Origin of the sequence: Campylobacter concisus, assembly GCF_015229965.1 — a bacterium.
In the GTDB taxonomy this organism is placed as follows: domain Bacteria; phylum Campylobacterota; class Campylobacteria; order Campylobacterales; family Campylobacteraceae; genus Campylobacter_A; species Campylobacter_A concisus_BD.
The window spans coordinates 51,689-70,786 of record NZ_JAAKZB010000002.1 but is presented as its reverse complement, the minus strand read 5'-3'; the positions used below and the strand labels follow the sequence as shown (position 1 = coordinate 70,786).

General features: G+C 40.5%; 17 protein-coding genes. 15 read left to right on the top strand and 2 right to left on the bottom strand.

The features are described 5' to 3' along the window. Window positions 1-19 precede the first annotated feature (19 nt). From pheS to G6W43_RS01365, 9 genes are all read left to right on the top strand, one after another. Complete coding sequence (pheS, locus tag G6W43_RS01405) at window positions 20-1,015, top strand: phenylalanine--tRNA ligase subunit alpha (protein WP_004317202.1); 996 nt, start codon at window positions 20-22, stop codon at window positions 1,013-1,015. Next, complete coding sequence (gene pheT / locus G6W43_RS01400; RefSeq protein WP_194168975.1) at window positions 1,012-3,348, top strand: phenylalanine--tRNA ligase subunit beta; 2,337 nt, start codon at window positions 1,012-1,014, stop codon at window positions 3,346-3,348. Before pheS ends, pheT begins: the two co-directional genes overlap by 4 nt. Further along, complete coding sequence (gene aroA / locus G6W43_RS01395; RefSeq protein ID WP_194168974.1) at window positions 3,345-4,631, top strand: 3-phosphoshikimate 1-carboxyvinyltransferase; 1,287 nt, start codon at window positions 3,345-3,347, stop codon at window positions 4,629-4,631. Before pheT ends, aroA begins: the two co-directional genes overlap by 4 nt. Further along, complete coding sequence (locus tag G6W43_RS01390) at window positions 4,612-5,436, top strand: 4-hydroxy-3-methylbut-2-enyl diphosphate reductase (protein WP_107796605.1); 825 nt, start codon at window positions 4,612-4,614, stop codon at window positions 5,434-5,436. The genes aroA and G6W43_RS01390 overlap by 20 nt, the downstream gene beginning before the upstream one ends. 80 nt (window positions 5,437-5,516) lie before the next feature. Further along, window positions 5,517-7,193: a 30S ribosomal protein S1 gene (locus tag G6W43_RS01385; RefSeq protein ID WP_004317168.1), complete on the top strand. Its 1,677-nt coding sequence runs from the start codon at window positions 5,517-5,519 to the stop codon at window positions 7,191-7,193. Between the two features lie 5 nt (window positions 7,194-7,198). After that, a complete protein-coding gene (locus G6W43_RS01380; protein WP_194168973.1) occupies window positions 7,199-7,681 on the top strand; it encodes a hypothetical protein in 483 nt (160 codons plus the stop codon). Beyond that, window positions 7,675-9,255 carry a phosphoglycerate dehydrogenase gene (serA, locus tag G6W43_RS01375; protein ID WP_342672209.1) on the top strand — a complete coding sequence of 527 codons (1,581 nt, stop codon included), beginning with the start codon at window positions 7,675-7,677 and terminating at the stop codon, window positions 9,253-9,255. Before G6W43_RS01380 ends, serA begins: the two co-directional genes overlap by 7 nt. A gap of 21 nt (window positions 9,256-9,276) precedes the next feature. After that, a complete protein-coding gene (gene efp, locus G6W43_RS01370; RefSeq protein WP_004317246.1) occupies window positions 9,277-9,843 on the top strand; it encodes an elongation factor P in 567 nt (188 codons plus the stop codon). Window positions 9,844-9,867: 24 nt separating this feature from the next. After that, entirely contained in the window at window positions 9,868-10,476 is a 609-nt protein-coding gene (locus G6W43_RS01365; protein ID WP_194168971.1) for a DUF4304 domain-containing protein, read from the top strand. A gap of 894 nt (window positions 10,477-11,370) precedes the next feature. On the opposite strand, the gene G6W43_RS01360 is transcribed toward G6W43_RS01365, so the two are convergent. Together G6W43_RS01360 and surE are read right to left on the bottom strand one after the other, a co-directional pair. Continuing rightward, window positions 11,371-12,021 (bottom strand): tRNA threonylcarbamoyladenosine dehydratase, encoded by a 651-nt coding sequence (locus G6W43_RS01360; protein WP_194168970.1) that lies wholly within the window; start codon window positions 12,019-12,021, stop codon window positions 11,371-11,373. Next, entirely contained in the window at window positions 12,011-12,787 is a 777-nt protein-coding gene (gene surE / locus G6W43_RS01355; protein WP_194168969.1) for a 5'/3'-nucleotidase SurE, read from the bottom strand. Before surE ends, G6W43_RS01360 begins: the two co-directional genes overlap by 11 nt. A 102-nt stretch (window positions 12,788-12,889) precedes the next feature. On the opposite strand from surE, the gene lpxB reads away from it, so the two are divergent. From lpxB to G6W43_RS01325, 6 genes are all read left to right on the top strand, one after another. Next, a complete protein-coding gene (gene lpxB, locus G6W43_RS01350; protein WP_194168968.1) occupies window positions 12,890-13,924 on the top strand; it encodes a lipid-A-disaccharide synthase in 1,035 nt (344 codons plus the stop codon). 3 nt (window positions 13,925-13,927) lie between these two features. Next, complete coding sequence (gene greA / locus G6W43_RS01345; protein ID WP_012001423.1) at window positions 13,928-14,413, top strand: transcription elongation factor GreA; 486 nt, start codon at window positions 13,928-13,930, stop codon at window positions 14,411-14,413. A gap of 63 nt (window positions 14,414-14,476) precedes the next feature. Beyond that, window positions 14,477-15,268 (top strand): UDP-2,3-diacylglucosamine diphosphatase, encoded by a 792-nt coding sequence (locus G6W43_RS01340; RefSeq protein ID WP_194168967.1) that lies wholly within the window; start codon window positions 14,477-14,479, stop codon window positions 15,266-15,268. Then, the gene (locus G6W43_RS01335; RefSeq protein ID WP_194168966.1) at window positions 15,268-16,221 is read left to right on the top strand and encodes a chemotaxis protein; all 954 of its coding nucleotides are present in this window, start codon (window positions 15,268-15,270) and stop codon (window positions 16,219-16,221) included. Before G6W43_RS01340 ends, G6W43_RS01335 begins: the two co-directional genes overlap by 1 nt. 8 nt (window positions 16,222-16,229) lie before the next feature. Next, window positions 16,230-18,584, top strand: a complete 2,355-nt coding sequence (locus G6W43_RS01330; RefSeq protein ID WP_194168965.1) for a hybrid sensor histidine kinase/response regulator — start codon at window positions 16,230-16,232, stop codon at window positions 18,582-18,584. A gap of 10 nt (window positions 18,585-18,594) precedes the next feature. Continuing rightward, complete coding sequence (locus G6W43_RS01325; RefSeq protein WP_021087872.1) at window positions 18,595-19,092, top strand: chemotaxis protein CheW; 498 nt, start codon at window positions 18,595-18,597, stop codon at window positions 19,090-19,092. The last annotated feature ends 6 nt before the right edge of the window (window positions 19,093-19,098 follow it).

The window sequence follows — 19,098 nt, the reverse complement described above, 5'->3', positions numbered from 1 at the left end:
AATTCATAAAGGTAAAAAATTGCAAGATTTCATTAACAAAATCAAAAATGAAATTTCAACTCTTGATGATCTGGAGAAGGTCAGGGTAGAAATTTTTGGCAAAAAGGGCATCTTGGCGCAAGGCTTTGCAAAGCTAAAAGAGCTTGGCGAAGATGAAAAAAAGGAATTTGCAGCAAATTTAAATAAGCAAAGAGATGAGCTAAGCGCGCTTATAGAAGCTAAAAAGGCTGAGCTTAGCGAGCAAGAGATAGATAATAAGATGAAAAAAGAGGCCGCTGATATCACGCTCTTTAATGAGCCTGTTGCTAGCGGGGCGCTGCATCCTGTGATGGCCACGATGGATAAGATAATTGAGTATTTTTTAGCTCTAAATTTCTCGCTCGAGACTGGGCCGCTTATAGAAGATGATTTTCACAACTTTGAGGCGCTAAATTTACCAAAATACCACCCAGCAAGGGATATGCAAGATACATTTTACCTAGATGATTTTAGACTTTTAAGGACGCATACGAGCCCAGTTCAGGTGCGAACTATGTTAAATCAAAAGCCACCTATCCGCATGATAGCGCCAGGTACGGTCTTTAGACGTGATATGGACTTAACGCATACACCGATGTTTCACCAGGTCGAGGGCCTTGTGGTGGAGGACGCTGAGAAAGTTAGCTTTGCAAATTTAAAATCAATGCTTGAGGGCTTTTTAAAACATATGTTTGGCGACGTTGAAGTGCGTTTTCGCCCTAGCTTTTTCCCATTTACGGAGCCTAGCGCAGAGGTTGATATTAGTTGTATATTCTGCCATGGTAAGGGTTGCAGGGTGTGCAAGCAGACTACTTGGCTTGAGGTGCTTGGATGCGGCGTCGTTGATCCAAATGTATTTAAGGCTGTTGGCTACAAAAATGTAAGTGGATATGCCTTTGGCCTTGGCGTTGAGAGATTTGCGATGTTACTTCATAGAGTGCCTGATCTAAGGTCACTTTTTGAGGGAGATTTAAGATTGTTGGAGCAGTTTAAATGATAATTTCAAAGCATTGGTTAAACGAGTGGGTCGACCTTAGCGAGGTTAGCGGCGAGACACTTTCAAAGACATTAAATTCAATCGGTTTAGAAGTTGATAGCTATAAAGAGATAAATTTACCAAAGAGCATCGTAGTTGGCTATGTAAAAAGTAGAGAAAAGCACCCAGATGCCGATAAGCTAAGCGTTTGTCAGGTTGATGTTGGCAGCGAAACGCTTCAGATCGTGTGTGGGGCTAAAAACGTCGAGGCTGGTCAGTTTGTGCCAGTTGCGCTCATTGGCACGACGATGCCAAATGGTCTTGAGATCAAAAAGGCAAAGCTAAGAGGCATCGAGTCATGCGGTATGATCTGCTCATCGGCTGAGCTAGGACTACCTAAGACAAATGACGGTATCTTGCCACTTGATGAGAGTATCGGCAAGCTAAAACTTGGCACAAGCCTTGGTGAATTTGAAGCGTTTAAAGATGTGATCATCGAGGTTGATGTCACAGCAAATAGGGGCGACTGCCAAAATTTACACGGCATCGCAAGAGAAATTTGCACCGCACTTGATCTAAATATGAAAGATAGCCACGAAAATGAAGATAGCGAAAATTTACTAGGCATCGGCAGGATTGCATCTGTGCGAACTGAAGATAAGGTAAATGGCTCGTTTTTATATAAAGCCTTTGAGCTAAAAAATGCATTGAGTGAAAATTTATTAACTAGGATGAGGCTAGCTCTGATTGATTGCCAAAAGACAAATTTAGTAGAAAGACTACTTGAATACGCGACATTTTGCACGGGCGTCTTGTTTAGAGCTTATGATCATGCTAAGCTTGTGGGCGAGGGCGAAAAAGCAGTTTTTGACATCAAAAATGGCGAAAATGGCGAGTGCGTGGTCTTTTGCGAGGATAAAAATTTAGGCATTGCTGGAATTTACCAAAGCGATGAGGCTAGGGTTGATGAGGGCTCAAAGGTGATCTTGGTAGAGGCTAGCTACGTAAAACCAGATGTTGTCTCAAAAGCCATTTTTGAAAATAAAAATTTACCAAAAGGCGATCAAGTTTATCGCTCAAGCCGTGGTAGCGAGCCAAATTTAGCTTACGGGGCGGACTATCTTTTTAAAAGGCTAGCTGGCTTTAAAGATAGCCTAAGTCTTTTCGCTGGCTCACAGCAGTCACTTCTAAACACAGAGCCTATCACGCTTAGCATCTCGCTTGGCGAGCTTAAAAATATGATCGGTCAAGAGGTTGCAAGAAACGATGTCGTTAAAATTTTAAAGAAACTTGGCTTCGAGATCGCGGTAAATGTTGAGCAAGAGAGCTTTAATGTAAAAGTGCCGTTATTTCGCCATGACATCGTAAATTCTCATGATATCTGCGAGGAGATCGTAAGGATAATAGGCATCGACAATATCGCCTCAACGCCGCTAAATTTTGCAGAGAAAAGTAGGCTAAATAAGACATATTTTGACTATAAAAATGCTTTAAATTTAAGGCGCCGTGCAGCCGACAATGGTTTTTTTGAAAGCGTACACTACGTATTTGACAGCCTTGATGAGCTAAGTGAGCTAAATTTCAAACCTTGCAAGATCAAGATACTAAATCCTATAAACAACGAGCTAAACACGCTTAGACCGGCACTTGTTAATCACCTTCTAAGCTCAAGCGAGAAAAACATCAAAAACTCAAAACGCTCAGTTAGACTTTTTGAGCTTGGCGAAGTTTTTGATGAAAATGCAAACCAAGGCTTAAATTTAGGCTTTGTCGTATCAGGCCTCTTAAAAGAGCCAACACTCATAAACGGCGCAAAGGGCGAAGAGGCAAATTTCTACGCATTTGCAGCGATGGTGCAAAATGTCATAGGTAAATTTGAGCTAAAACCTTGCCGCGAAATATCGTATCTTAGCCCATACGAGCAAGCACACATATATCAAAATGGCGAAAAGATCGGCTATATCGGCAGAGTCGATGCAAGAGTAGAGGCAAAAAGGGATCTGCCTAAAACTTATATTTGTGAGATTGATTTTGCAAAGCTTAAATTTGAGCCGATCTTAGCAGTGCCTTACTCAAAATTCCAAAGCACTACAAGGGATCTTAGCCTCATCGTGCCTGAAAATTTCGAGGCTGGACGCATTTATGAGTGTATAAGAGGGCTAAATTTAAAAGAGCTAAAAGAGTTTTTGCCGGTTGATATCTATAAAGATGTGAAACTAAACGGCGCGATTAGCCTTAGCCTTAAATTTACATTCCAAGATATGGAAAAAACGCTTGAAGATGACGATATAAACGCACTTATGGATAAAATTTTAAGCGAGCTAAAAGAGAAACTAAATATCGGAATAAGATGAGAATTTATCCACTAGAAAAAAGTCTAAATTTAACCATCGATGACATCGCAGCGGATAAGTCTATCTCGCATAGATGCGCGATGTTTTCGCTTTTAAGCGACAAGCCATCTCGCGTTAGAAACTATCTAAAAGCAGGTGATACGCTAAATACCTTAAAAATAGTCGAGCTCCTTGGCGCAAAGATCGAAGATAACGGCGCTGAAATAACGATCACTCCGCCACAAAAGATAAAAGAGCCAAATGAAATTTTAGAGTGTGGCAACTCAGGCACAGCGATGAGGCTTTTTATGGGGCTATTAGCTGCGCAGGATGGTTTTTTCGTGCTAAGTGGCGATAAATACTTAAATTCTCGTCCGATGGCAAGGATAGCAAAGCCTCTAAATGAAATGGGTGCAAAGATAGATGGTGCAAACAATGCAAACAACGCTCCTCTTTGCATAAGAGGGACTAAATTTGAAAGATTTAGTTTTGATAGCAAGATCGCCTCAGCTCAGGTAAAAAGCGCGCTTTTGCTAGCGGCTCTTTACTCAAATGGCTGCAAATTTAGCGAACCAGAGCTAAGCAGAGACCACACTGAGCGCATGCTTGCAGGCATGGGAGCTGATATAAAGCGTGACGGCCTAGAGATCACGCTAGAGCCGATGAAAGGCCCACTTGCACCACTTGACATAGACGTGCCAAATGACCCAAGCTCGGCATTTTTCTTTGCGGTAGCAGCTCTAATCATCCCAAATTCGCATATCATTTTAAAAAATATCTTGCTAAATAAAACTCGCATCGAAGCTTACAGGGTTTTAGAGAAAATGGGTGCTGAGATAAAATTTCACAAAACCTCAAGCAAATATGAAGATATCGGTGATATTGAAGTTAAGTACTCGCCAAATTTAAAAGGTGTAGAGGTTAGCGAAAATATCTCGTGGCTCATTGACGAAGCCCCAGCTTTAGCCATCGCATTTGCCTGCGCTAAGGGTCAAAGCAAGCTAACAAATGCAAAAGAGCTTCGCGTAAAAGAGAGCGACAGGATAGCTGTCACGATAAATGCGCTAAAGCAGTGCGGTGTCGATGCTAGCGAGCTTGAAGATGGCTTTATCATAAATGGCTCTGAGGCTAAATTTGCTACAATAGATAGCCACGGAGATCACAGGATCGCCATGAGCTTTGCCATACTTGGACTAAAATGTGGCATGCAGATAGAAAAGAGCGAATTTATCGCCACTTCATTTCCAAATTTTGCTGAAATTTTAAAGAAAATGGGAGCTAGAGTTGAAGATCGAGCTTGCTAGTAGTTATGGATTTTGCTTTGGCGTAAAAAGAGCGATAAAGATAGCTGAAAATGCTGGAGATGCCGCAACTATCGGCCCGCTCATCCATAACAACGAAGAGATAAACAGGCTTGAGAAAAACTACAATGTAAAGACGCTTGAGGGTATAGATGAGCTAAAAGATGAGAAAAAGGCGATCATCCGCACTCATGGCATCACTAAAAATGACCTTGCAGAGCTAAAAAAGACCGATATAAAAGTGATCGACGCAACTTGTCCGTTTGTGACAAAGCCACAACAAATTTGCGAAAAAATGAGCGAAGAGGGCTATGATGTGGTGATCTTTGGTGACGTGCACCACCCAGAGGTAAAAGGGGTGAAGTCGTATGCTAAGGGCAATGTCTATGTCGTGCTTGAAGAGAGCGAGTTAGAGGGCATTAAATTTAAGCAAAAGGTCGCGCTCGTTAGCCAAACTACTAGAAAAGTTGAGAAATTTATGCAGATCGCAAACTATCTCATGCTTCATGTAAAAGAGCTGCGTGTCTTTAACACGATCTGCAACGCGACATTTGAAAACCAAGAGGCTGCTAAAAATTTAGCAAAAAGAGCTGACGTGATGATAATAATCGGCGGAAAAAACAGCTCAAACACAAAGCAACTCTACCTAATATCTAAAAATTTCTGCGAAGACAGCTATCTCATTGAAAGCGAAGAAGAGCTTGAAAGATCATGGTTTGACGGCAAAAATTTGTGCGGCATAAGTGCGGGCGCTAGCACACCTGACTGGATCATACAAAAAGTCGTTGACAGAATCAAAAAAGTATAAAATTTATCCTAGCTAAAGCCACAATTAACTATAATAAGCCAATTTGCCTCTACTGGCATAATAAAATTTAAAGGATCAAGATGGCTGTGAACAAAAGTGTTCAATTAGGAAAAGCAAAAGACGAAGATATCGAAGATATCGATTTTGCTGCGATGTTAGAGGAGTCTTTTAAAAAGACTGAAGAAGATAGTGACGCAAAGATCGTCAGTATCAATGGCGATGAGGTTTTAATCGACGTTGGCAAGAAGTCAGAAGGCATTTTAAATGTTTCTGAGATCACTGACGCAAACGGCAACCTGACGCATAAAGTTGGCGATACGATCAAAGTTGTAATAACTGGATCAAGAAATGGAAGACCTATAGTGTCGCACAAAAAAGCACTTAGAAAAGAGAAAGTTAAAGCTTTCATCGAAGCTTACGATCCTGAAAATTCTGGCGAAATCGACGTAAAAGTAGTTGGAAAAAATAAAGGTGGTTTTATCACTCAAGACGCAAATGGCGTAGAATTTTTCTTACCAAGAACGCACAGCGGATTTAAAAACGCTGAGGGCGTAGTCGGAAAATCATACAAAGTAAGAGTTATAAAAGTTGATAAAGAAGAGAATAGCATCGTTGTCTCAAGAAAGAAAATTTTAGATGACGACCGCAAAAAACGCAAAGAAGCTCTATCAAACATAGTAGAAAACGATAGTGTTATAGAGGGCACAGTTAAGAAGATCACAACTTATGGTATGTTTGTTGATGTTGGCGGTGTAGACGGACTTGTGCATTACAGCGAGATAAGCTACAAAGGCCCAGTAAATCCTAGCTCTTTATACAAAGAAGGCGATAAAGTTTTAGTTAAAGTTATCAGCTATGACAACGAAAAACGCCACCTATCTCTATCTATCAAGGCTGCTACTCCAGATCCTTGGGAAGAGATCATAAATGATGGTCTAGAAGTTGGCGACACCATCAAAGTAACAGTTAGCAATATCGAGCCTTATGGCGCATTTGTCGATCTTGGAAATGATATTGAAGGATTTTTACACATATCTGAAATTTCATGGGATAAAAATATCAAAAATCCAAAAGATCACATCAGCGAAGGTCAAGAGATCGATGTTGAAGTTATCGAAATAGACGCAAAAGGACACCGCTTAAGAGTGAGCCTTAAAAATTTACTTCCAAAGCCATTTGATGAATTTAAAGCTAAATTTAAAGAGGGTGACGTAGTAAAAGGCGTTGTGACAACTATTACAAATTTTGGTGCATTTGTTAGAGTAGGCTGCGTTGAGGGCTTGCTACACAACGAAGATGCATCTTGGGATAGAAATGACAAGTGCAAAGATATGTTTAAGGCTGGCGATGAGCTAGAAGTAAAGATCATCAAAATCGACAGCGCTGAGCAAAAAATTTCTCTAAGCCTAAAAGATCTAAAACAAAGTCCAGTTCAAGCATTTGCTAATAAATTTAGTGTAGGCGACATCGTAAAAGGAACGATCCGTGACATTAAAGACTTCGGCGTATTTGTTGAGCTTGGCGATAATGTCGATGCGTTAATCCGCAAAGAAGATCTAGGTAGCGTAGATGCAAGCACGCTTAAAATCGGCGATGAGATCGAAGCTGCTATTGCATTTATCGATGAGAAGAAAAATAGAATTCGTCTAAGCATACGCCGTTTAGCAAAACAAAAAGAGCGTGAAGTGTTAAATGAGATCAACGACAACGACGACAAAGTAACACTTGGCGACATTATAAAAGAACAATTACGCTAGTATAAATGGGCAGACGCACGCTTTTATTAGTAGTTGTTCTGCTCTTTGTGATATTAGGTTTGGTTGGAGTTTATCTTGTTAAATTTGCAAGCGTAAATTTCAGCCAAACTACTGAAAAAAATATTACAAGTGAGCAAAATATAACCAAAAACACAGCTGGCAGTGAAAACTGGATCAATGAGCTGGCAACTATTAAGAAAAAAGATTACGTATTGCCCGTAAATGAAATTTTTATAGAATACAACCGACCTAAGATAGAAAAGCCAAAGACCACAGCATACGAACTTTTGATAGATAAAAACGACATCTACTCTATGTTCTGCTTGATGCAGACTTTGCGAAATAGCGAGGTTGATTTTACTGTAGTAAGAGATGGGGCTAAGAGCCAGATCTTTTTAAATACCCAAGACTCAAGGCTTTTGCAAAATATCATTTTGCAGCTAAGGGTTTACGATATCCACTCAAGTGTGAGAGAGGTAAAATTATGAAAACTATCATTGTTTGCGATGCGATACACCCAGTAGGTTTTGAACTTTTAAAAAAAGAACAAGATATAAATGTAATAGACACAGTTAATACCCCAAAAGACGAGCTTTTAAAAATTTTAGGTGAGGCCGATGTGGCGATCACTAGAAGCTCGACTGAGGTAAATGAGGCGTTTTTAGAAGCTGGTAAGAAGCTAAAAGCTATCGTTAGAGCTGGTGTTGGCGTGGATAACGTTGATATAGATGGCTGTTCAAGAAGAGGCATCATCGCTATGAACGTCCCAACTGCAAATACTATCGCAGCAGTTGAGCTAACTATGGCACACATGCTAGCAGCTGCAAGATCACTTGAATACGCTCACAACGATCTAAAGCTAGATAGAATTTGGAAACGCGAGAAGTGGTACGGAGTTGAGCTGTTTAAGAAAAAGCTAGGTGTGATCGGTTTTGGTAACATCGGCTCAAGAGTAGCAGCTCGCGCAAAAGCTTTTGGCATGGATATCATCGCATACGACCCATATATCGATCCATCTAAAGTTATCGATATGGGTGGCACTTATACTAAAAATTTTGATGACATCTTGGCATGCGACTTCATCACGATCCATACTCCAAAGACCAAAGAGACAACCGATATGATCGGCGCTAAAGAGATAGCAAAGATGAAAGATGGCGTAAGGCTTATAAACTGCGCTAGAGGTGGTCTTTATAACGAAGAGGCGCTTTATGAAGGGCTAAAAAGTGGCAAGATAGCATTTGCTGGCATTGACGTTTTTACAAAAGAGCCAGCGACAAGCCATCCGCTTCTTGATCTAAATAATGTAAGCGTCACACCTCATCTTGGAGCAAACACCCTTGAGTCGCAGCGCAACATCGCAGTAGAGGCAGTCGAGCAAGCTATCTTGGCAGCACGCGGTATAAGCTATCCAAACGCTTTAAATTTACCTATCAAAACAGAAGATCTACCGCCATTTGTTGAGCCTTATATCGATCTTACAAGCAAGATGGCATTTCTCGCAGCTCAGATAAACAAAAGTGCCATCAAAGCTATCCGCATAGAGACTCACGGGCAGATTAGCGAATATGCAAATTCAATGCTAACTTTTGCGATCGTTGGCGCTTTAAAAGAGAGTCTTGGCGATGCGATAAACTACGTAAATGCTAAATTTTTATGCGACGAAAAAGGCATAACCACCGAAACTAGCACAGGTGGAGATAGCATCTTTAAAAACAAGATCACAGTTCGAATTACGACTGAAAATGGCATCGTAAGCGTTGGCGGCACGGTCTTTGGTGAAAATCAACAACGCATAGTAACCGTAAATGGCTTTAAGACTGACTTCAAGCCAAAAGGCAAGATGATCATCTTTAAAAACCACGACGTACCAGGCGTTATCGCTCAGATCAGTAAAATTTTAGCTGACGAGAAGATAAACATCGCAGACTTCCGTCTTGGTAGAGATGAGCACGGCATGGCGCTTGCGGTCATCTTGGTTGATGAACATATAAAAACAGAAACGCTAGAGAGATTAAACGCACTTGAAGCTTGTGTTTGGGCTCAATACGCAGTTATATAACAAATTACGAAAGGATAAAAAATGGCTTCATATTCAATGGGCGATCTAAAAAAGGGACTAAAGATCGAGATCGACGGCGTTCCTTATAAAATCGTAGAATATCAACACGTTAAACCGGGTAAGGGTGCAGCTTTTGTTCGTGCAAAGATCAAATCTTTTGTCGATGGAAAGGTTCTTGAAAAGACTTTTCACGCAGGTGACAAGTGCGAGCAGCCGCATCTTGAAGAAAAAGAGATGCAGTATCTCTATGATGATGGTGAGTTTTGTCAGTTTATGGACACAACTACTTACGAGCAAGTTGCGATCAGCGACGAGGATGTGGGTGATGTTAAAAAATGGATGATCGATGGTATGATGGTTGAAATTTTATTTCACAACGGCAATGCAATCGGCGTTGAAGTGCCACAAGTAGTCGAGCTCAAGATAGTTGAAACTCCACCAAATTTCAAGGGCGATACACAAGGCGGCAAAAAGCCAGCTACTCTTGAGAGTGGTGCGGTAGTTCAGATACCATTTCACGTACTAGAAGGCGAGGTCATCCGCGTTGATACAGTTCGTGGCGAGTATATCGAGCGCGCAAATAAATAATCATACATCTGGCACGTTAAATTTATGAAAGAGAAATTTGACGAGCTTATCGCTCTGCTAAAGCCGCTATTTAAGGATAATGGCTTTAGCAAGAGCGCTTTAAATTTCTACAAAAATACTCCAAATTTTATATACGTTGTAAATTTTCAAAAAAGTAGTGGCAATAGCTCAGAGCGCACGAGGTTTTATATAAATTGCGGCATTTACGCCCCTTTTATAGAGGCTACTCTTGGCAAAGAAGCGCTTAGCAAGCCAAAAGAGTATGAGTGTCATTACAGAGCTAGAGTGCATGAAATCACTCGCACATCTGCTACATACTACCAGCTAGAGCCAGATAGTGACGTGGCTAAAATTTATGAAAATGTAGTAAATGACCTTGTCTTTGTTTTTAAATTTTTTGAGCAAAATAGCTCTGAAACAAATTTAATAGAGCTAATGCTCGAACAAAACGGCCTTGCTGCTATAAATCAACTATACGAATATCTTTTGATAAAAGATAAAAGTGAAATTTTGATCTCTCATGCCAAAAGGCTCTTCGCAAAGCATGGCAGCGAAGCAAGATGGAGCAAATTTGAAAACCAGATAAATGAGCTACTTAGAAAATATAAAAAAGATGAGTTAAATTTTAAATGATAAATCGCATTTGGTTGTAAAAACAGCAAATACGATCAGATAAATATGTAAACTTTGCGTCTATTTTAAATTTTTATTTATTTAAACTACTTACTAAATTTCAGGACTTATAATTTTTAAATCAATATTTTAAAATAGAAATTTGTTATGGTTTGCAATGCATCAGCATTAAAGCATATACTTCTAACGCGCGTAGGTTTTTACTAGGACTTTGTCTCGTAACTGCAAGCAGATGAGGGATTAAAAAAGAAGTGGGATAAGTGGACGAGTTTTGTGTCTATCCTACAGTTGTGAGCCTGAAAAGCAAAATTTAAGCCCCCCCCTCTTGTCTCCTTCTTGGATAAATCAAATTTAATCAAGCTATTTTTACAAATTTTAAACTCTCATTCACTCGCAAGAATTGACTACTAAAATTTGGCTTCGCTTGCAGCTTAGCTCAAATTTTAGAGCCGAAATTACTCGTTCATGAAATTTTAAAATTTACTTGACACTTGCATGATTTGATAAAGCAAATTTGCAAATTTTAAAATCTTACTCACTCGCCTTAGCGGACTACTAAATTTAGGCTGCACTTTGTTTAGCACTAAATTTAGAGCCGTGATATGTCAGCTCTAATTTTAAAATTTGCTTGAACATTTTTGTAAAAATTAAATATTTTTAGTTCGTAGTTATAAAATTTAAACTCTCACTCATCCACAAGAATTAACTACTAAAATTTTGCCTCGATTGCAGCTTAGCTCAAATTTTAGAGCCGAAATTACTCGTTCACAAATTTTTAAAATTTGCTAGATGCTCATCTTGGATTGTCAAATTCGTCTCTTGTAGAGCTGACTGTTAAATTTATCCAAAATGTCAGCTCTAATTTGAAATTTTGCTCGGAGTGTAAATTTAGGCTTACTGCTCAACTATCTTTTTAACAGCCAGTGAGGCTAAATTTAGCCCAAAGCAGGCAGTCACGCCCATGAAGCTTCCAAGTGGCTTGCAGATGGGCTCTTCGACTGAAAAAACTACGTCGAAATTCCCACTAAAGCCCGATCTTTTGAGCTCATATCTATATTTTCTAGCTAGCGGATCGATCGAGGTTTTCCAAACAGAAGCCACCTTTATTTTTGTAGGATCAACCCTTTTTGCCCCGCCCATCGAGGCTATAAATTTACTAGGATATACTGCGTTTGCAAGGGCGATCTTAGCAGCGATATCATCTATCGCATCGATCACCACGTCAAATTTACTAAAGTCAAATCCAGCGACAAACTCAGGCGTGATCAGCGTCTGCATAGGCGTGATGCAAGGATAAATTTTGGCAAACTCCTCGACCTTTATGCCGCCTACGTTTTCGCTGTAAATTTGGCGGTTTTGATTTGTCACGTCAAAGATGTCTTTATCGATCAGCGTGATGCTTCCGACCCCGCTTCTAGCAAGCGCATCTACGCACATCCCACCAACGCCTCCAGCTCCGCAAACTAGCACTTTTGCGCTTTGAAGCTTGCTAAAACCATCCTCGCCAAAGAGCCATCTTATCCTTGTAAATCTATCATTTTGCATCAAATTTCCCTTTTAAGCTCTCCAAGCTCTCATACGAAGTCATATTTAGTTTTATGGGCGTTATCGTGGCAAAGCCCTCATTTACCTTGCTGATGTCGCTTGGCTCGCCTTTTTCGTATTCAAGTGCAGCGTTTCCAAGCCAGTAGTACTCGATGCCTCTTGGGTTGCGATTAAGCGTGGCATGCGTGGCGTAGGTGCGTCTGCCAGCTGGCACGACGGCATAACCTTTGAAATTTTTGCTAGCTCTAGCTGGGATATTTACATTTAGAAATTCTCTTTGATTTAACAAAATTTCATCATTTAGCACCTTTGGCACGATAAATTTAACGATCTCTTTTGCCAGCTCAAAGCCAAGTTCATTTAGTGAGTTGTTTTCATAAAACTGCGAGAAGGCGATGCTTCTAATGCCCTGTAAAACGCCCTCCATCGCCGCTCCACACGTGCCAGAGTATGTGATGTCCTCACCTAAATTTGCCCCGTGATTTATGCCGCTTATCACTAGATCTGGTTTTTTGTTATAAAGTGCGTGAAGTGCGAGATAGACGCAGTCGCTAGGTGTTGCGTCGTCAAGTTTAAAAAAGCCATCATCAAGTTTTATAAATCTAAGTGGCCTTGTGAGCGTCAAAGAGTGAGCGCAGGCTGATTTTTCAGAGCTTGGAGCTACGATCGTGACATTTACGCCATCTAGCTCGCTTAAAGCTTCTTTTAAGGCAAGCAGGCCAGCCGCCTCAAATCCATCGTCATTTGTTATCAAAATTTCTTTCAAATTTTATCCTTTAAAGGGTTGGATTTTATCACAGCTTTCTTAAAATTTTAAAGAATTTTTGCGTATAATGCCCCCAAAAAAAGACCTGATGAAAGTGTGTAAATGAAAATTTTAGTCTCCGCTCTTGAGCCATCGGCAAATTTGCATTTAAAAGAAATTTTGAAAAATTTCGAGGGCGAATTTGAGCTAATGGGAATTTTTAGCGAAGAGCTTGGCACGCCATATATGAAAAGCAGCGAGTTTTCAGCGATGGGCTTTGTCGAGGTTTTGCCGCTCATTTTTAAGGCAAAAAAGGCGATGAAGGTAATGAGCCAGATGGCAAAAGAGGCTGATGCAGTGCTGCTAATAGACAGTCCAGCCTTTAACCTACCGCTTGCAAAGGCGATAAAAGAGGCCGGCGCGAAAGCAGCCGTGACATACTACATCTTGCCTCAAGTTTGGGCGTGGAAGCCAAAAAGAGTGAGTATTGTGGAGAGGTACTGTGACAACCTAGCTTCGATCCTGCCATTTGACTCTAAATTTTATAGCCGCTCGACCTACGTGGGCCATCCTTTGATGGATGAGATAAAGCTTAAGAAAACTAGCCTAAGTAGCAGTGGCAAAGTGGCGTTTTTGCCAGGATCAAGAAGGTCAGAGATTTCAAGGCTTATGCCAGTTTATAGAGAGCTTGCTAAAAAGATAGAGGCTACAAGGCTGCTTGTCGTGCCGTCATTTTTGCTTGATAAAGTGGGCGAAATTTACGGCGACACAAGCGACTTTGAGGTCGTCTCAAACACGCCTGAAGCCTTGTGTGAGAGCGACTTTGCCTTTGTTTGCTCTGGCACGGCTACGCTTGAGGCAGCGCTCATTGGCACGCCATTTGTGCTAGCATATAAGGCAAAAGCGATAGATGTTTTCATCGCTAGAAAATTTGTAAAGATCAAGCACGCGGGACTTGCAAATATAATGTTTGACTTCATGGGCAAAGAGCCGCTTCATGAGGAATTTATCCAAGAGTTTGCAACGGCTGAAAATTTGCTAAGAGCTTATGAGAGCTGTGATAGGCAAAAATTCTTAAAAGGCTGCGATGAGCTAAGAGCCTATTTGGCGCACGGCAGCAGCAAAAACGTAGTAAAAATTTTAAAAAATATGGAGTAAAAAATGAGTGAACCAATGACAATGCACGGATACGAGAAGATAGAAGCTGAGCTAAAGGATCTAAGACTGGTGCAGCGTCCTCAAATCGTAACAGAGATCGACATCGCAAGAAGCCACGGCGATCTTAAAGAAAATGCTGAGTATCACGCAGCAAAAGAGAAGCAAGCCTTTATAGACGCTAGGATCGCTGAGCTTAGCGCACTTTTGGCAAACGCAGAAGTGATCGATCCAAGTAGCTACGAGCATGATAGGGTGAGATTTGGCTCAAGTGTGACGATAATGGACGAAGAGACTGAGGTTGAGCATACTTACACGATAGTTGGCGTTAGCGAAAGTGACCTAGACAAGGGCTATATCTCGATAAACTCGCCTCTTGCAAAGCAGCTTTTAGGCAAGGCTGAGGGCGATGAGGTCGCGCTAAATTTACCAAAAGGCAGAAGCGACGTTGAGATCGTTAAGATCTGCTACAAGCCTATAAAATTTGACTAAAAAGATGAGGCAAAGAGCTAAAAACTGCTTTTTGACTCCGTTAATTTTTAATTAAGGCAAAATTTGAGCGAATATCTATATGCCCCCGTTATAAAAGAAGGCGCGATCTTTTTGGCTGATGCGCATGAAAACATAAACCGCGATGGATTTTTGAAATTCTTACGCGCTGTCGATAGCGGAGAGATCAAAGAGCCGCCACAGATTTTCTTGCTTGGTGATATATTTGATTTTTTAACGGGCGAGGGCGAATATACAAGAGAATTTTACGCTGAGCACTTAAGGTTTATAAATAAAATTTCACAAAAGGTGGAAATTTTTTACTTCGAGGGCAACCACGATTTTAGGCTTTCAAATTTATTTAATAAAACTAGAGATTTTTGGGACAAAGGAGAGAGGCTAAGCTTTGAGGGGGTAAAGGTTTATGACATTTGCGCTCAGCCAGTGAAATTTAGAACTATAAGTGGCGAGCACGTCCAAATCGCGCACGGAGATATATTTTTACCTTTTATAGATAAGTACGCACTTAGGTTTTTAAGGCTTAGATGGTTTTTGAAATTTATGAACGCAATTGATAAAATTTTGGATTTTAAAATTTCAAAAGCGATACTAGCCAAACTTACTAAGAAAAATCTGCACTATAAAATTTCAAACTTCAAGGAGCTAATGAGCAAGCATTTGCAGGGCTTTGACGCAAGTATAGTGATAGAGGGACACTATCATCAAGGTGAGCTATTTGATATTTACGATAGATTTTATATAAATTTACCTTGTTTTGCATGCGAGCAAAGTTATTTTGTTGTAGAATACGCCCAGCAAAAGTTGAATTTGCTCAAAATGAGTTTGAAAGGACATTGATGTTTGGAGACAACGTACTAAAAACGGGCTCAAACGAGATGGAACTTGTTGATTTTCGTATCTTTAAAAAGGCCGAAAACAAAGTATATGAAGGAATATACGGAGTCAATGTCGCAAAGGTGCGGGAGATCATTAAGATGCCAAATCTTACCGAGCTTCCTGGCGTTCCTGAGTATATCGAGGGAATTTTTGATTTAAGAGGTGTGGTTATCCCTGTTATAAATTTGGCAAGATGGATGAATATCGTCGAGCCAACTGAGGGTGTAGTTATAAAGCCACGTGTTATTATCGCTGAATTTAGCGGTATATTAATCGGTTTTATCGTCCATGAGGCCAAGAGGATCAGACGTATAAACTGGAAAGACATAGAGCCTGCAAATTTTGCTGCTGGAGCTGGTACTCTGGATAAAGGCAAGATCACAGGCGTAACAAGAATAGAAAATGACGAAGTACTTTTAATTCTTGATCTTGAAAGCATCGTTGAAGAGCTAGGAATTTACTCACCAAAGATCGAATTTGACGTAACAGAAGATCAAAAGATCAAAGGTGCTGCTTTGGTTCTAGATGATAGCTCAACTGCTAGAAAGCTAGTAAAAGACGCACTTGAGAAGATGGGCCTTAGCGTAGTTGAAGCTAAAAACGGCGTTGAGGGCTTAGAGAGGATGGAGGAGCTTTATCAAAGATATGGAGATAACTTAACAAAAGAGCTTAGAGTTATCTTAAGTGATATCGAAATGCCACAAATGGATGGATACCGCTTTGCTTCAACTATTAAAAATGATGATAGATTTAAAGATGTTCCAGTTGTGTTTAACTCTTCATTAAGCAATGAATTTAGTGAGGTTAAGAGTAAAGAAGCCGGTGGTGCTGCGTATCTTACAAAATTTGATGCTGGTGTATTTTATCAAGAGGTGCTAAAAGTGATTGAAGCACATTCTAAATCTGCGAAGTGAGGTGAAGTATGGATGATATGAAAGAAATAATGGAAGACTTTTTAATAGAGGCTTTCGAACTTATTGAGCAGATAGACCATGACCTTGTTGAACTAGAGGCAAACCCTGAAGACTTGGAGCTTTTAAATAGAATTTTCCGCGTTGCTCACACAGTAAAAGGTAGCTCAAGCTTTTTAAATTTTGACGTTTTAACAGAGCTTACTCACCATATGGAGGATGTTTTAAACAAAGCTAGAAAAGGCGAGCTAAAGATCACTCCAGATATCATGGACGTTGTTCTTGAGTCAGTTGATATGATGAAAGGACTACTTGAGAGCATTAGAGATAACGGTAGTGACGCAGCCGCTGGCATTGATATTAAAAATATATGTGCTAGCCTAACACAAATTTCTGAAGGTGAAGCCCCAAGCGTAGCCCCAGAAGCCCCAGCAGCAGCACCAGCTCCTGAGCCAGTAAAAGAGCCAGAGCCAGCCGCACCAGCTGAAGAAGCAGCTCCTGAAGTAAGTGATGCTGAGCTTTCAAAGCTAAGTGACTCTGAGGTTGAAGCTGAGATAGAGAGACTCTTAAAAGTTAGAAAAGCAGAAGATCAAGCAAGACGTGCTTCAAAAGGCATAGCTCCAAAATCTCCTGAAGAGATAGCACCAGCTGCAAGCGCTGCACCAGCACCAGCACCTAAACCAGCTCCTAGCAGAGAAAGAGATGCAGATAAAAAAGTGCCTGCAGCTAGTAACAGCAGTGCAGTAGCGCAAGAGCAAACGATACGTGTTGAAGTAAAGAGACTTGATCACTTGATGAATTTAATCGGCGAGCTTGTCCTTGGCAAAAACCGTCTACTAAAAATTTATGATGATGTAGAAGAGAGATATGAGGGCGAGAAATTCCTTGAAGAGCTAAATCAAGTAGTATCAAGCCTAAGCTTAGTTACGACTGATATCCAGCTAGCTGTTATGAAGACAAGGATGCTTCCAATAGCAAAAGTCTTTAATAAATTCCCACGTATGATACGCGACCTTAGCCGTGAGCTTGGTAAGCAGATCGACCTTGAAATTTCAGGTGAAGAGACTGAGCTTGATAAATCAATCGTTGAAGAGATCGGCGATCCGCTAGTTCACATCATCAGAAACTCATGCGACCACGGTATCGAAGATCCTGAGACAAGAAAGGCAATGGGCAAACCTGAAAAAGGCCTTGTTCAGCTAAAAGCTTACAATGAGGGCAACCATATCGTTGTTGAGATAGTTGATGATGGTAAGGGCTTAGACGCTGATATGCTTAAAGCTAAGTCGATAGAAAAAGGCATCATCACTGAGCGCGAAGCTGATGCGATGAGCGAGAAAGAGGCTTTTGGTCTTATATTTAAGCCAGGATTTTCAACTGCAGCCAAGGTTACAAACGTATCTGGTCGTGGCGTTGGTATGGACGTTGTTAAGACAAACATTGAAAAACTAAATGGTATCATTGATATCGAGAGTGAAGTTGGAAAAGGCACAGTTATGAAGCTTAAAATTCCACTCACACTTGCGATCATTCAGTCACTTCTTGTTGGAACACAAGAGGAATTTTATGCGATACCACTTGCAAGTGTTCTTGAGACTGTTCGCGTGCCGATCGATGATATCTACACGATCGATGGTAAAAACGTTCTAAGACTAAGAGATGAGGTCTTATCTCTTGTTAGACTTTCAGATGTCTTTGGTGTCAATAAAGTCTTTGACGGCGGAGATCAAACTTACGTCGTTATCATCGGTGTTGCTGAGGCAAAACTGGGTATCATTGTAGATACTTTAGTTGGTCAAGAAGAGATCGTTATTAAGTCAATGGGTGATTATCTACAAAATATCCCAGGCATCGCTGGAGCTACTATTAGAGGCGATGGTCGCGTAACTCTTATCATAGACGTTGGTGCTATGATGGAGATGGCAAAGGATATTAAGGTAAATATTAGAGCCGAAATGGAAGATAGCACTAAAGCAAAAGAGAAACCAAGCGATTATAAGGTCCTAATCGTTGATGACTCTAAGATGGATAGAACCATCATGCAAAAATCGCTTGAGCCAATCGGCGTCACAATAATAGAAGCAACTAACGGAGTAGAAGCACTCAATATAATTAAATCAGGCGAGCATGCATTTGATGCGGTGCTCATTGATATTGAGATGCCAAGGATGGACGGATATACTCTAGCTGGTGAAATTCGCAAATACTCTAAGTATCGCACTTTACCGCTAATAGCAGTAACATCAAGAACGTCTAAAACTGATAGATTGCGCGGAGTAGAGGTTGGTATGACAGAATATATCACAAAACCATATTCGTCAGAATACCTTGAAAACGTTGTTAGAAAAAATATTAAATTAGGTTAGGGGTTAGGCGATGAATGATAAACTAAACCAAGTTTTAAGCAAACAAAAACAGCAAATTGACGAGCCTGAGATAAAAAACAACGAAGATATAGTCCAACTTGTAGGCTTCGTTGTTGGCGAAGAAGAGTATGCGATACCTATTTTAAATATCCAAGAGATAATCAAGCCTATCGAATACACCCGTGTTCCTAGCGTGCCTGACTATGTTCTTGGTGTCTTTAACCTACGTGGAAACGTTATCCCGCTTATTGATTTGCGAAAACGTTTTTCACTAAATGTTACAAAGCAAAGCTCAAATACAAGATATATCGTCATGAAAGATGAGGATAACATAGCAGGCTTCGTGATAGACCGCTTGACGGAGGCTATCAGAATAGACCGCAACAGGATCGATCCGCCGCCAGAGACTTTGGTAAAAGACAAAGGCATGATCTATGGTATCGGCAAACGCGATCAAAATATCCTTACGATTTTAAAGGTTGAGAGCCTTTTAAAGCGTGATTTTTAGGGCATA

Excerpts from the sequence above, each read along its gene's own strand:
- efp (WP_004317246.1), top strand. The coding sequence starts at position 9,277 with ATGGCTTCATATTCAATGGGCGATCTAAAAAAGGGACTAAAGATCGAG.
- G6W43_RS01360 (WP_194168970.1), bottom strand. The coding sequence starts at position 12,021 with ATGCAAAATGATAGATTTACAAGGATAAGATGGCTCTTTGGCGAGGAT.
- G6W43_RS01335 (WP_194168966.1), top strand. The coding sequence starts at position 15,268 with ATGTTTGGAGACAACGTACTAAAAACGGGCTCAAACGAGATGGAACTT.
- G6W43_RS01325 (WP_021087872.1), top strand. The coding sequence starts at position 18,595 with ATGAATGATAAACTAAACCAAGTTTTAAGCAAACAAAAACAGCAAATT.
- greA (WP_012001423.1), top strand. The coding sequence starts at position 13,928 with ATGAGTGAACCAATGACAATGCACGGATACGAGAAGATAGAAGCTGAG.
- G6W43_RS01385 (WP_004317168.1), top strand. The coding sequence starts at position 5,517 with ATGGCTGTGAACAAAAGTGTTCAATTAGGAAAAGCAAAAGACGAAGAT.
- G6W43_RS01380 (WP_194168973.1), top strand. The coding sequence starts at position 7,199 with ATGGGCAGACGCACGCTTTTATTAGTAGTTGTTCTGCTCTTTGTGATA.
- pheT (WP_194168975.1), top strand. The coding sequence starts at position 1,012 with ATGATAATTTCAAAGCATTGGTTAAACGAGTGGGTCGACCTTAGCGAG.
- aroA (WP_194168974.1), top strand. The coding sequence starts at position 3,345 with ATGAGAATTTATCCACTAGAAAAAAGTCTAAATTTAACCATCGATGAC.
- G6W43_RS01330 (WP_194168965.1), top strand. The coding sequence starts at position 16,230 with ATGGATGATATGAAAGAAATAATGGAAGACTTTTTAATAGAGGCTTTC.
- G6W43_RS01365 (WP_194168971.1), top strand. The coding sequence starts at position 9,868 with ATGAAAGAGAAATTTGACGAGCTTATCGCTCTGCTAAAGCCGCTATTT.
- lpxB (WP_194168968.1), top strand. The coding sequence starts at position 12,890 with ATGAAAATTTTAGTCTCCGCTCTTGAGCCATCGGCAAATTTGCATTTA.